General features: G+C 71.8%; 9 protein-coding genes and 1 pseudogene. 5 read left to right on the top strand and 5 right to left on the bottom strand.

What is annotated here, in order from left to right; all coding sequences use genetic code 11:
- On the top strand, nt 1–2,032 hold a 2,032-nt coding region (locus KBX53_RS06990; protein ID WP_210858192.1), incomplete at its 5' end, for a transglycosylase domain-containing protein.
- 4 nt (nt 2,033–2,036) lie between these two features.
- Here the strand turns inward: KBX53_RS06990 and KBX53_RS06985 are convergent.
- The gene (locus KBX53_RS06985) at nt 2,037–3,884 is read right to left on the bottom strand and encodes a thiamine pyrophosphate-requiring protein (protein WP_051708878.1); all 1,848 of its coding nucleotides are present in this window, start codon (nt 3,882–3,884) and stop codon (nt 2,037–2,039) included.
- A gap of 92 nt (nt 3,885–3,976) precedes the next feature.
- On the opposite strand from KBX53_RS06985, the gene KBX53_RS06980 reads away from it, so the two are divergent.
- Genes KBX53_RS06980 through KBX53_RS06970 form a run of 3 tightly spaced genes read left to right on the top strand, consistent with a single transcriptional unit; the run spans nt 3,977 to nt 8,107 of the window.
- On the top strand, nt 3,977–4,825 hold the full coding sequence (locus KBX53_RS06980) for an RNA methyltransferase (protein WP_245233776.1): 849 nt from the start codon (nt 3,977–3,979) through the stop codon (nt 4,823–4,825).
- Nucleotides 4,826–4,871: 46 nt separating this feature from the next.
- Entirely contained in the window at nt 4,872–6,323 is a 1,452-nt protein-coding gene (gene argG / locus KBX53_RS06975) for an argininosuccinate synthase (protein WP_210858191.1), read from the top strand.
- A 56-nt stretch (nt 6,324–6,379) separates the two neighbouring features.
- Nucleotides 6,380–8,107 carry a PucR family transcriptional regulator gene (locus KBX53_RS06970; protein WP_210858190.1) on the top strand — a complete coding sequence of 576 codons (1,728 nt, stop codon included), beginning with the start codon at nt 6,380–6,382 and terminating at the stop codon, nt 8,105–8,107.
- A gap of 444 nt (nt 8,108–8,551) precedes the next feature.
- On the opposite strand, the gene KBX53_RS06965 is transcribed toward KBX53_RS06970, so the two are convergent.
- A complete protein-coding gene (locus tag KBX53_RS06965; RefSeq protein ID WP_210858189.1) occupies nt 8,552–9,901 on the bottom strand; it encodes a hypothetical protein in 1,350 nt (449 codons plus the stop codon).
- An 82-nt stretch (nt 9,902–9,983) separates the two neighbouring features.
- Between KBX53_RS06965 and murD the strand changes: the two genes are divergently transcribed.
- Nucleotides 9,984–11,330, top strand: a complete 1,347-nt coding sequence (gene murD, locus KBX53_RS06960; RefSeq protein WP_210858188.1) for a UDP-N-acetylmuramoyl-L-alanine--D-glutamate ligase — start codon at nt 9,984–9,986, stop codon at nt 11,328–11,330.
- 1 nt (nt 11,331) lies between these two features.
- Here murD and KBX53_RS06955 read toward each other — a convergent pair whose 3' ends face one another.
- From KBX53_RS06955 to KBX53_RS06945, 3 genes and pseudogenes are all read right to left on the bottom strand, one after another.
- Entirely contained in the window at nt 11,332–11,844 is a 513-nt protein-coding gene (locus KBX53_RS06955; RefSeq protein ID WP_247675225.1) for a DUF6114 domain-containing protein, read from the bottom strand.
- 1 nt (nt 11,845) lies between these two features.
- The gene (locus KBX53_RS06950) at nt 11,846–12,475 is read right to left on the bottom strand and encodes a DUF6230 family protein (protein ID WP_210858187.1); all 630 of its coding nucleotides are present in this window, start codon (nt 12,473–12,475) and stop codon (nt 11,846–11,848) included.
- Nucleotides 12,476–12,660: 185 nt separating this feature from the next.
- A pseudogene (locus KBX53_RS06945) lies at nt 12,661–13,136 on the bottom strand (TetR/AcrR family transcriptional regulator); the annotation flags it as partial.

The raw sequence follows: 13,136 nt of genomic DNA, 5'->3' as shown, positions 1-13,136 counted from the left end.
GACCCCGGCCACGCCGCAGCGTTCGTACCTGTACGCCAACGACGGCAAGACGCTGATCACCACGTTCTACGACGTGAACCGCACCGACGTCCCGTTGTCCGAGATCGCTCCGGTGATGCGGGAGGCGATCGTGGCGGCCGAGGACCGGCGCTTCTACGACCACGGTGGCGCGGACCTGCGCGGCCTCGCCCGGGCACTGGTGGCCAACGTCAAGGGCGGCGGCACCGAACAGGGCGGCTCGACGCTGACCATGCAGTACGTCCGTAACGTGCTGAAGACCGACCCCACCCGCACCGCCGAGGAGCGCGCCGCCGCGACCGACCCCACCGTCGGGCGCAAGATCCAGGAGATCCGGTACGCGAGCGCGCTGGACAAGAGCCTCGGCAAGGACGAGATCCTCGACAGGTACCTGAACATCGCCTACTTCGGCTCCGGTGCGTACGGGATCGCGGCGGCCAGCCAGCGGTACTTCGGCAAATCTCCGGCGCAGCTGACCCTCAACGAGTCGGCACTGCTGGCCGGTCTGGTGCAGTCCCCGGACGCGTACAGCCCGATCGACGGGGACAAGGACCAGGCGCTGGCCCGCCGGTCGTACGTGCTGGACTCGATGGTCGCCACCAACGCGATCACCGCCGCGCAGGCCGCCCAGGCCAAGGCCGAGCCGCTGGCCCTGCGCCCCACCGCCCAGCCCAACGGCTGCACCGCCGTCTCCCAGGGCCACGACGACTGGGGCTACTTCTGCGACTACCTGCGCCGCTGGTGGCTGACCCAACCGGCCTTCGGGGCCACCGTCGCGGAGCGCGAGCAGGCGCTGCGCTCCGGCGGCTACACGGTGGTCACCTCGCTGGACCCGAAGATCCAGGCCACCGCGCAGCAGCAGGCCACCAAGGTCTACTCCTACGACAACAAGCGCGCCCTGCCGATCGCGGCGGTCCAGCCCGGCACCGGGCGGGTGCTGGCGATGGCGGTCAACCGGCACTACAGCCTCGCCGACAACCCGGCCGGGCAGGCGAACTACGCGCACACCGTCAACCCGTTGATCTCCGGCGGCGCCAGCGTCGACGGGTACCAGGCGGGTTCGACGTTCAAGCTGTTCACCATGCTCGCCGCGCTGGAGTCGGGCCGTACCCTCTCCACCGGTTTCGACGCTCCCGCCAAGCTGCCCACCCGGTACGCCGCCGAAGGGCCGGGCAGCTGTGACGGCCGCTGGTGCCCGGCGAACGCCAACCCGGACTGGATGGACGGGTACCGGATGATGTGGGACGGCTTCGGCCGCTCGGTGAACACCTACTTCGTCTGGCTGGCCGAACAGGTCGGCCAGGACAAGGTGGTCGAGATGGCGCAGCGGCTCGGCATCACCTTCCGTGCCGACTCGGACGCCGCCTTCGCCAAGGACAACGCCAAGAACTGGGGTTCGTTCACCCTCGGCGTGGCCGCCACCACCCCCCTCGACCTGGCCAACGCGTACGCCACGGTGGCCGCCGAGGGCACCTACTGCACGCCGCTGCCGGTGGTCTCGGTGACCGGCGCGGACGGTGCGAAGGTGCCGGTCGGGCAGCCCTCCTGCAAGCGCGTTCTCGACGCCGACGTCGCCCGCGCCGCGACCGACGCGGCGCGCTGCCCGGTGGGTCAGCAGTCCGCGTTCGGGCAGTGCAACGGCGGCACCGCCACCGGCGTGAACGACATCCTCGACGGCCGGCCGGTGGCCGGTAAGACGGGTAGCTCGGAGCAGAACTCCACCGAGACGTTCGTCGGCTTCACCCCGCAGGTCGCGGTGGCCGGTATCGCCGCCAACCCGGACGACCCGGCAGACTCGGTGGGGTCGGCCGTGCAGACCAAGGTGATCGACGCGGTCGCCCGGGTCATCGCCACCGCCGTGAAGGGCCAGCCGGAGAAGGCGTTCGCCGCACCGAGCAAGGAACTGGCCGGCGACCCACGCCGCCCGGTGGAGCGCCCAGCGGTCCCCGACCGCCAGGAGCCCACCCAGGACCCCCGCTCAGCCCTGCAACGCTGGCTGGACCGCCGAGGCTGACGCCTCAGCGTTCGCGGCGGCGGGGGCGGTAGCTGGCCAGGGTGGCAGGGAGGCCGCGGCGGATGATGCCGGCCCAGTCGGTGTCGCCGCGCAGCACCGCCGCAGCGGTGTTGCGGGCCTGCTCGGCGGTGAAGTGCGGGGGCAGCATCAGCTCGGCCGGGTCGACCAGGGCGTTGATCACCACTGGCCGGTCGGCGGTGAGCGCCCGGTCCCAGACGTCGCGCACCTGCTCCGGTGAGTCGATCAGTTCGCCGTGCAGCCCGAGCACCTCCGCCCACTGGTGGTAGGCGATGTCCGGCAACTGCTGACTGTCCGGGAACATCGGCGTCCCCTCGGTGGAGCGCTGTTCCCAGCTGACGAACGCCAGGTCCCGGTTGTTGAGCACGAGCACCACGAAGCGCGGGTCTGCCCAACTGCGCCAGTACTTCGCCACGGTGATCAGCTCGTTGACGCCGTTCATCTGCATGGCGCCGTCGCCGATCAACGCGACCAGCGGTCGGTCCGGGTGGGCGAACTTGGCGCTCAGCGCGTACGGCATGGCACCGCCCATGGACAGCAGCGTGCCGGACAGGCTGGCCAGCATCCCGGGGCGTACCTGGATGTGCCGGGCGTACCAGGCGGTGGTGGTGCCGCAGTCGACAGCGAGCAGCACGTCGTCGGGTAGCCGTTCGTTCAGGGTGTGGAAGAGCAACTGCGGGTTGACCGGTTCGGCGCTCTGCTCGGCCAGGTCGCGTTGCACCCGGCGCCACGCGGAGGTGGCCTCGGCGACCTCCGCCCGCCAGGCGGTCGGCCCGGGGCCGGGGCCCAGCTCGTTCAGCAGCGCCCGCAGGGTGGGGCGGGCGTCGCCGGTCAGGTTCACCTCGGTCGGGTACCGCAGCCCGAGCTGGGTGCCGTCCAGGTCGATCTGCACCGCGCGGGCCTGTCCGGGCGGCGGGTAGAACTCCGAGTACGGCATGTTGCTGCCCACGATGAGCAGCCGGTCGCAGCCGTTCATCAGCTGCCAGCTGGGTCGGGTGCCGAGCAGCCCGATCGCGCCGGTCACCCACGGCTCGCGATGGTCGACGGCGGTGAAGCCGAGCAGCGCGGTGGCCACGCCGGCCCCGAGCCGGTCAGCGATCTCGCGGACCTCGTCGCGCGCGCCGAGGGCACCCTGGCCGACCAGCATGGCCACCCGCTGCCCGCCGCGCAGCACCTCGGCCGCCCGGCGTACGTCCGCCTCCGGTGGCACCGTCGGCGTGCTGCTCGGCGCGTTGCTGGTCTGGTAGTAGCCGTGCGCGTGCGGCGGGTTGGGCACGGCTGGCTCGTCCTGGATGTCCAGGGGCAGGACCAGGGCGGTGACGGTACGCCGGGCCAGCGCCGTCCGGCACGCCCGGTCGACCAGGTGGCGTACCTGCGCCGGGTTGTCGAGCTGGGCCAGGAACGCGGCGGCCACGTCCTTGTAGAGGGCGAGCAGGTCCACCTCCTGGTAGTAGCCGCCGCCCTCGGCGGTGGTCGCGGTGTGCCCGACCAGGGCGATCACCGGCTGGTGGTCGAGCTTCGCGTCGTACAGGCCGTTGAGCAGGTGGATCGCGCCCGGTCCGCTGGTCACCAGCGCGCAGCCCAGCGGGCCGCCGCCGTACTTGACGTGCGCGGAGGCGGCGAAGCCGGCGGTCTCCTCGTGGCGGACCTGGATGAACTGGGCCCGCCCGTTGGTGCGTTGCAGCGCGGAGGTCATGCCATTGATGCCGTCGCCGGGATAGCCGAAGTAGCGGTGTACGCCCCAGCTGAACAGCCGCGACACGATGTGGTCCGCGACGGTCGGGCGCCGGGGCAGGGCACCCACTTCGCCGGGTGCCGTGTGGTCTGCGCTCACCTGGCTGGTCCTTCCCGTCGAGTCCGATACTCCGCCGGTCATTCCCCTTCTTCTTCGGACAAAACACCCCGCCGCGCGGGCGTCGGAGCGCGCTGCCCCGCGTCCGGCAGAATCGTCCGGTGCCCGTACACCAGATCACCGACCCTGACGACGACCGGATCGCCGACTACCGGGCGCTCACCGACGTCGAGCTGCGCACCCGCTGGGAGCCACCGCACGGCCTGTTCATCGCCGAGGGGGAGTTGGTGCTGCGCCGGGCGCTGCGCGCGGGCTACCCGGCCCGGTCGTACCTGGTCGACGCCAAGCGGATCGACCAGCTCGCCGACCTGGACACCGGCGACGCACCGGTCTACGCCGCCACCCAGGACGTGCTGCAACGGGCCACCGGCTTCCACGTACACCGGGGGGTGCTGGCGTCGTTCCACCGCCGGCCGCTGCCGACGGCGGCCGAGGTGCTCGCCACCGCGCGCCGGGTCGTCGTCCTGGAGGACGTGAACAACCACACCAACCTGGGCGCGATCTTCCGGGGGGCTGCCGCGCTCGGTGTCGACGCGGTGCTGCTCTCGCCGACCTGCGCCGACCCGCTGTACCGGCGCAGCGTCCGGGTCAGCATGGGTGAGGTCTTCGCGATGCCGTACGCGAAGCTCGACAGCTGGCCCGGGGGCCTGGACCAGGTGCGGGAGGCCGGCTTCACGGTGCTCGCCATGACGCCCGCGCCGGACGCCGTACCGATCCAGCTGTTGACCCCGGCGCAGCGGGAGCGGGCGGCGTTGCTGCTCGGCGCGGAGGGGCCCGGCCTCACCGCGGCGGCCCAGGCCGCCAGCGACGTGCGGGTGGTCGTCCCGATGCGCCGTGGCGTCGACTCGTTGAACGTCGCCGCCGCGGCGGCGGTGGCGTTCTGGGAGCTGGGCCGCGACGACCCGCCCTTCGGCGGCGAGTAGACCCTTCGGCTTGCATGGCCATGCGTTCTATTGCATAATTTTCCCCGTGTCCAAGGTTCTCACCTCCCTGCCCACGGGCGAACGTGTCGGCATCGCCTTCTCCGGCGGCCTCGACACCTCCGTCGCGGTCGCGTGGATGCGCGACAAGGGCGCGATTCCCTGCGCCTACACCGCCGACATCGGCCAGTACGACGAGCCCGACATCGCGTCGGTGCCCGGTCGCGCGCTCAGCTACGGCGCCGAACTCGGCCGCCTGGTCGACTGCCGCGCCGCCCTGGTCGAGGAGGGCCTGGCCGCGCTGACCTGCGGCGCCTTCCACATCCGCACCGCCGGGCGGGCGTACTTCAACACCACCCCGCTGGGCCGGGCCGTGACCGGCACCCTGCTGGTGCGCGCGATGGTCGCCGACGACGTCCAGATCTGGGGCGACGGCTCGACCTTCAAGGGCAACGACATCGAGCGGTTCTACCGCTACGGCCTGCTGGCCAACCCGATGCTGCGCATCTACAAGCCGTGGCTCGACACCGCCTTCGTCACCGAGTTGGGTGGGCGTAAGGAGATGTCCGAGTGGCTGCTGGAGCGCGGCCTGCCCTACCGGGACAGCACCGAGAAGGCGTACTCGACCGACGCCAACATCTGGGGCGCCACGCACGAGGCGAAGACCCTGGAGCACCTCGACACGGGCATCGAGACCGTCAACCCGATCATGGGCGTCCGGTTCTGGGACCCGTCGGTGGAGATCCCGACCGAGGACGTCACCGTCGGCTTCGACCAGGGCCGCCCGGTCACCATCAACGGCAAGGAGTTCGGCAGCGCCGTCGACCTGGTGCTGGAGGCCAACGCCATCGGCGGCCGGCACGGCCTGGGCATGTCGGACCAGATCGAGAACCGGATCATCGAGGCCAAGAGCCGGGGCATCTACGAGGCGCCCGGCATGGCGCTGCTGCACTACGCGTACGAGCGGCTGGTCAACGCCATCCACAACGAGGACACCCTGGCGAACTACCACAACGAGGGTCGCCGCCTCGGTCGGCTGATGTACGAGGGCCGCTGGCTGGACCCGCAGGCCCTGATGCTGCGCGAGTCGCTGCAACGGTGGGTCGGCACGGCGGTCACCGGCGAGGTGACGCTGCGGCTGCGCCGGGGCGAGGACTACTCGATCCTGGACACCACCGGCCCGTCGTTCAGCTACCACCCGGACAAGCTGTCGATGGAGCGTACCGAGGACTCGGCGTTCGGCCCGTCGGACCGGATCGGCCAGCTCACCATGCGCAACCTGGACATCGCCGACTCGCGGTCGAAGCTGGAGCAGTACGCCTCCCTCGGCCTGGTCGGCGGCGGTAACCCGCAGCGCATGATCGGGGCCGCGCAGGCCGCCTCGACCGGCCTGATCGGTGCCATGCCCCAGGGCGGCGCGGAAGCCATCGCCTCCCGGGGCGTCGCCTCGCCGGAGGACGAGGCGCTCGACCGCGCCGCGATGGAGTTCGGCGTCGACTGAGCCCGGCGGGCCCGGCCCGCGGCGGCAAGTCGAGTTCCGGCGTCACGGACGGTAGCGTGTCGGCCGTGTTCCCTACCGTCCGTGAGGTCCTCGCCCTGGACCCGGTCCGCCACGGCGCGCCGCGCGTGGTCGCCGGGGACGACGGGCTGGACCGACCCGTCCGCTGGGTGCACGTGGCCGAGGTGCCGGACATCGCCACCCTGCTCGGCGGCGGTGAACTGGTGCTCACCACCGGCATCGGCCTGCCCGCGGACGACGCCGGGTTGCGCGCGTTCATCGGCGACCTCGCCGACGTCGGCGTGTCCGGGCTCGTCGTCGAGCTGGGCCGCCGCTACCTCAGCGGGGTGCCCCGGGTGATGGCCGCCGCCGCCGACCGGCGCGGGCTGCCGCTGGTGGAGCTGCGCCGGGCCACCCCGGTCGTCCGGATCACCGAGGCGGTGCACGCGCTGATCGTCGACGCGCAGCTCACCGTGCTGCGCGCCACCGAGGAGATCCACCAACGGTTCAACGACCTCTCCGTCGAAGGTGCCGACACCGCCGAGGTGATCAGGCAGGCCGCCGAGCTGTCGGGTTGCCCGGTCGTGCTGGAGAACCTGTCCCGGCAGGTGCTCGGGTACGACCCGGCGGGCGAGAGCGCCGAACTGCTGCTCGACGGCTGGGAGCAGCACTCTCGCCGGATCCGCCCGGCCGGGCGGACCGCGTACGACCTGGACAGCGGCTGGCTGGTGACCACCGTCGGCGCCCGGGGGCAGGACTGGGGTCGGCTGCTGCTGCGCTGGCCGGCCAGCGGGGACGTGCCCAGCGCCCAGGCCGGCGAACCGACCGCCGGCCCACCCACCCGGCTCACCATCCTGATCGAGCGGGCCGCGTCCACCCTCGCGTTGGGCCGGCTGATCCGCCGCGACGCGGAGGGCCTGGAACGGCAGATCCACCGCACCCTGCTCACCGCGCTGCTCGACCACTCCCGGCCGGTGGACGAGGTGGGGCTGCGCGCCAAGGCGCTCGGCGTGGTGCTCGACCGGCGTCACCTGGTCGGCGTGATGGTCCGGCACCGCGCCGACGACGCCGCCGGGGAGGTCGGCCCCGAGGCCGCCCAGGCCCGGCTGCGGGATCTCGCCGAGGCGGTCGGGCAGGCGGTGCGGGAGGCGAAGCTGACCGCACTGACCAGCGCCGTCGACGATTACTCGGTGGGCGCGCTGCTGGCCCTACCGGACCCGGCCGCCGAGGACCGCGCGCTGTCCGCGTTCGCCAGCGCCCTTCATCGGGTACGCCTCGACGCCGGCACCGGCCGCGCGTCCACCGCCGGTGTCGACCCGGCCCGGGGTGCCGGCCCGGCTGCCGTGATCGTCGCCGCCGGATCGGGTGTGGGGAGCCTGCGGGAGGCCCGGAGGTCACTCGTCGAGGCGCGGCAGATCGCCGAGGCGGCCCGCCGGGACCGGCGCGACCTGCCGATCTTCCGGCTACCCCACGTCGGTCTGGCGGGGTTGTTGCACCTGCTGCGCGACGAGCCCCGGTTGCAGACCTTCGTCGAACGCGAACTCGGGACGCTGCTGGAGTACGACGCCCGGCACCCCCGGGAGCAGCTGCTCGACACCCTGCGCGCCTACCTGGAGCAGGGTCGTAACAAGTCCGCCGCGGCCGCCGTCGCCCACCTGTCCCGACCGGCCTTCTACGAACGCCTGGCCCGCATCGCCCGGATCCTCGACGTGGACCTCGACTCGGTAGAGGCCGCCCTGTCGCTCCACGTAGCTCTCCTGGCCCTGGAAGCGGTCCGAGCGCCCTGACGTGGCTCCTTGTGTTGCCGATTCGGCGGCGGCGGACGGCTCGGCGTCGGGGTGAACGTCTGGGTCGGGCACGCTTTGGAGCTGATGTCGTAAACGAATCATCCCCTGGCCTTACTCGGCGGGGCGCTGACTTCGGTTGGGCCCTGGGTCCGGCCCGGTCCTGGTTCGGCCTTGGGTCCGGCCCGGTCCTGGTTCGGCCCTGGGTCCGGTCCGGTCCTGGGCCGGCCCTGGTCCGCTCGACCATGGGCCGCCCTGACGTGCTGGGCTTGGCGTGTCCCGGCCGGGGCTCGGCCTGCCTCGCTCGATTCGTTTACGACATCAGCTCCAAAGGCGCAGCGCCACACACACTCCACCGGCCAGCCGCCGCGATCATGCGACCCACGGCGGGGGGAGGGCTCGCAACACCGGCGCGGGGCCGGAGCGCGGGCCTGAACGTCTAGCGCGTCACATAAGTTGGTTCAGGGCTTTTGCGTAGGTGGGGGGGATGTGGTTGGGGCCGCCGGGGGTGAAGACGTCGGACGTGGCCACCGCGGACCAAGCCGTCGCCGGCACCGCGTCCACCAGGGCCTGGATCACCGGAGCGTCGCGCCACTGGTCCTGCTCGGCGAGCAGGCCGAGGGCCACCACCGACTCCTCGACCTCGCCCACGCACTCGAACGGCTTGTGCCCGTCCACGCCCAGCAGCTCGCGATAGCCGGGGATCTGCGACTCGTCGGCCAGCAGGTCACCGCCGAAGATGTGGGTGACCCGTTCCCGTGGCATGAACGGCGCCATGGCCAGGAAGACGAACCGGCACTTCGGGCAGTCACGGCACCAGCGCTCACTCGCGTCGCGTAGCTTGAACGCCTGGTTGCAGCTGGTCACCACGTCGTCGTACCGGGTGAACTCGGCGAACAGCCGGGCGATGTGCAGCTCGGACAGCGACCGCAGCAGCGAGAAGTACGGTTCGGTCAGGCCCGCGTGCTCGGCCAGCGACGCCCGCAGCAGCCCCTCCGCCTCGACGCCCTTGGACCACTGGTGGTTGATCTCATGGCCGTTCCAGACCAGGTTCGGGTCGGACGCCGAACGCTCGTTGGACATCACCACCGGGCCCAACCCGTGCAGCACGGCGGTGGCCACCGCGATCAGCGAGTTGATGGCGGTGACCGGGATGTGCCCGTTCAGCGCGCCCGCCGCGTTCAGGTCGAACAGCACCGGGTCGATGCGCCGCCGGGCGGCCAGCGGGACCAGCCCGGACGCCTCGTTGACGGCGACGATCACATGGTTCGGGTTGACCGAGAACGGCACCGGGTCCAGCTCGGCGCGGCGCAGCGCCTCCAGGCTGACGATCGAGTCCTTGCCGCCGCCGACCGCCGAGAGCGGGCGACGGTCCGAGTCGTCGTACACCCGGGACGACTCCGGGGTGCCGGCCGGCACCTCCGGGCGCAGCTGGAGCACGTGCGGCAGCTGGTTGCGGTACGCGTACTCGGCGAGGCCCTTGGTGTAGATGGCCGTGACGTAGTCGACGGTGGCCGCGCCCAGCGGCGCCGGCAGCACGAGTCGGGGCGGCGCGGCGGCCTTGTAGTAACTGACCCCGGCGACGAGGTGCAGCACCTCCAGCACCCGGTTGAGGGTCGCCACCGTCTCGTCGGACGGCGGCTCCGCCGGCAGTGGAAGCGTGATCACCTCGGTGAACCGCTGCTCACCGGCCGGGCCGGTCAGGGCGTAGTCGAACAACACCTCGCCGGTGGCGAAGTCGATCGAGTAGGACGGGAAGGTGAAGGCGTCCATCCGCCGGAGCTGCTCGTTGGGCACACGCCATACTAGGCCCTGGTTCGTCCGGCCGTGTCCGGACCGGGCCCTGCCCGCCGCCGCCGTGACCCCCGAGGAGATCCTCGTGCGCCTTTCTGACCTGCGCGGTCGTTCCGTCGCCGTCTGGGGCACCGGCCGGGAGGGCCGGGCCGCTGTGACCGCCATCGCCGCGCACGGTCCGGCCGAGCTGGTCGCCGTCGACGACAGCGCGAACTTCCTGTCGCTGCCCTGGGACGGTCCGCTGGCCGAGGCGGCGCCGCTGGTCACCGGTGAGGCGGGCTTCGAACGGCTGGCCGCCGCGGACGTGGTGGTCCGTTCCCCGGGCGTGCCGCAGACCCACCCGTGGCTGGTCGAGCTGCGCCGACGCGGGATCATGGTGACCCAGGGCACCGCGCTGTGGATGGCCGACCACGCCGCGCGCACCGTGGGGGTCACCGGCAGCAAGGGCAAGAGCACCACCTCCAGCCTGATCAGTCACCTGCTCACCGCGATGGGCCGGCCCAACGTCTTCGGCGGCAACATCGGGGTGCCGACCCTGGACCTGCCGGAGGCGGAGCTGTACGTGCTGGAGCTGTCCAGCTACCAGTGCAGCGACCTCACCGACTCGCCCCGGGTGGCAGTGGTCACCGCGCTGTTCCCCGAGCACCTGGACGCGCACGGTGGGGAGCGGGAGTACTACCGGGACAAACTGAACCTGCTGGCCCACGACCCGCAGACGATCGTGGTCAACGGTGCCGACCCCCGGCTGGCCGCGGAGCTGGGTGAGCTGCCGGCGATCCGGGCCGGTCGCCCCGACACCTTCCACGTCGCCACCGGCGCCGACGGCACGCAGTGGTTCCACGTCGGCGACCAGCCGCTCTTCCCGCGCGCCGTGCTGCCGCTGGTCGGCCGGCACAACGAGGGCAACCTCTGCGTCGCGCTCGCCGTGCTGGACGCGCTCGGCGAGGACGTGCTGGCCGGCAAGGACCACCTCGCCGTCGCCGTCGCCGAGTTCCAGGGGTTGGCCCACCGGCTCACCGAGATCACCGACCCGTCCGGGTTGACGTTCGTCGACGACACCCTGGCCACCAGCCCGTACGCGGCCATGCACGCCATCGCCGCGTACGACGGGCGGCCGTTGACGGTGATCGTCGGGGGCAACGACCGAGGTCTGGACTACACGCCGCTGGCCGAGCACCTGGCCGAGCGGGAGCTGACCGTGATCGGGATCCCGGACAGCGGCGCCCGCATCGTCGAGGTGCTCGCCGGCCTGCCGAAGGTGCGTACCGAACTGGTCGACGACCTGGTGGCGGCGGTCCGGCTGTCCCGCGAGGTGACACCGGCCGGCGGGGTGGTGCTGCTCTCCCCGGCCGCGCCCAGTTACGGACGGTTCCGCAACTACGAGCACCGCTCCGAGGTGTTCGCCCAGGCCGTCGCCGACACCGCCCGCTGACTCAGCCCCGGTCGACCGGGCTGGGGTCTGGTGACTGCATCCCGGGCAGCAGCACTGTGTCGGCGGCGTCCTCGTGCTCGTCCTCGTCCTCGTCCGACGCGGGTTTCGTCGCGGCGCCGGTGGGAGGGTGGTCCTTGTCCGGAGTCCAGGCGAAAGCGAGTGCCCCGCCGATCAGGGCCAGCAACATCCCGACCAGGAAGCCGCCCAGGTTCGAGGTCAACCAGGAGACCAGCCCGAGCACCAGCGAGATCACGGCGTAGAAGACCCGCTGCTGCGGGGTGGTGATCAGCAGGACGCCGCAGATCACGAGGATGGTGGGCACCAGGTATGCGGCGAGCCCCTGCGGTCCGATGTGCAGCAGCACCCCGAGCGGTGCGCGCAGGGTCGCCAGCATCTCGGCGCCCCCGAGGGCGATCAGCACTGCGGCGGTGAACGGGCGGGCCCGCCGCCAGCGGCGCCACCGCCCGCGGGTTTCGCGGACGGCCGGCGCCGTCTGGTGTTGTTCGGTGCTCATGTCAGCACCCGTCGGAGGTGAACGCCATGCGCAGGTTGGGCAGGTTGAAGACGGCAGCGGTGGTGGCGTAGTTGTTCTGCCGCAGGTTCTCGATGACGATCGAGTCCGCCTGCTGGGAGAAGACGCCGGGGTTACCCTTCACACCGGGCACCTTGTCCAGGGTGCTGGCGTCCTGCCCGATGTCGATGTTCCGGAAAGCGGCGTTGCCGGCGATCTCGTCGCCGTCGACCACAAGGGTCCGGGCGGTGACCGGTTTGTCGCCGTTGCCGGCGGTGATCTTGAGGAAGACACCGCCGAGGTTGATGCTCTGGCAGAGGTTGGTCAGCTCCGCCTTGTCGATCGCCGAGACCATCACCAGGACCTGTCCACCGGTGTCGCCCTGGTTGGGGCTGTCCGGGATCATCTGGTCGAGGGTGGCGAACTGCTCGAACCCGGTGCCGGTGAGCCTGTCGGCGGTGACCGTGAACGGCATGCCCGAGATGGCGAACTGCGCGCCCAGCACGCCCTGGGCGGTCAGCATGATCATGCCGGCGGCGCCCGCCACGACGATGCCGAACGTGGCGGCGAACCGACGCCACCGCGTGCCCCTGCGCGGCGGCCCGGGTGCGACGGGTGTGGTTTCCTCCGACATGGCGGCTCCCCTTAAGATCGATTCATCGGCGACAATGGGAATTGCATCCCTGACCCGCGTTCTGTGGGCGCAGAGCCGAAGTTACCGCCGAGTAAAGGAGAGGTCAACGGCACGTGACGGCCATTTGGGCGGTATTTGTTAAATGTGGCCAAGGTGAGAAACCGCTGCGGTTTCCGACCGTGTGATCAGGAGGGGTGGGTCGGTGCGCATGGCGCGGTCGTACTCGGGCCGTCGTCCGGCCGTATCGGCCGGGTCGCCTGAATCGCGGCCTCGGTGCCCAGGAACGGCGCCATGGCCGCGTAGGTGAGCACCGGCAGCAGTTGCGGCAACTCCGCCGCCCGACCCCGCGCCACACGGCCGCGGACAGTGGCGTAGATGCCGCCGACCACTGTGGACACCAGCTCGTCGCGGTCCACCTCGGCGAGCGCCGGCCCCGGGCCGGCGTCGACGAAGAACCGACGGAAGCTGGTGAGCAGCGCGTCGCGCTCGCGGCGGGCGTCGGGGCCGGCCGCGTCCACCTCGACGAGCGCCATCCGGGCGAACGCCGGAACGCTCGCCAGCACCTCCAGCAGGGTGCGCAGCGCGGCGCGTGCCGCGTCCGGCCAGGTCGGGCCAGCCTCGCGGTAGGCGTTCTCCATCAGTTGTGACACCACGGCGATCC

It is taken from the genome of Micromonospora sp. M51, from assembly GCF_018070305.1.
GTDB lineage: Bacteria > Actinomycetota > Actinomycetes > Mycobacteriales > Micromonosporaceae > Micromonospora > Micromonospora parva.
This window is presented reverse-complemented; position numbering and strand designations above follow the sequence as displayed.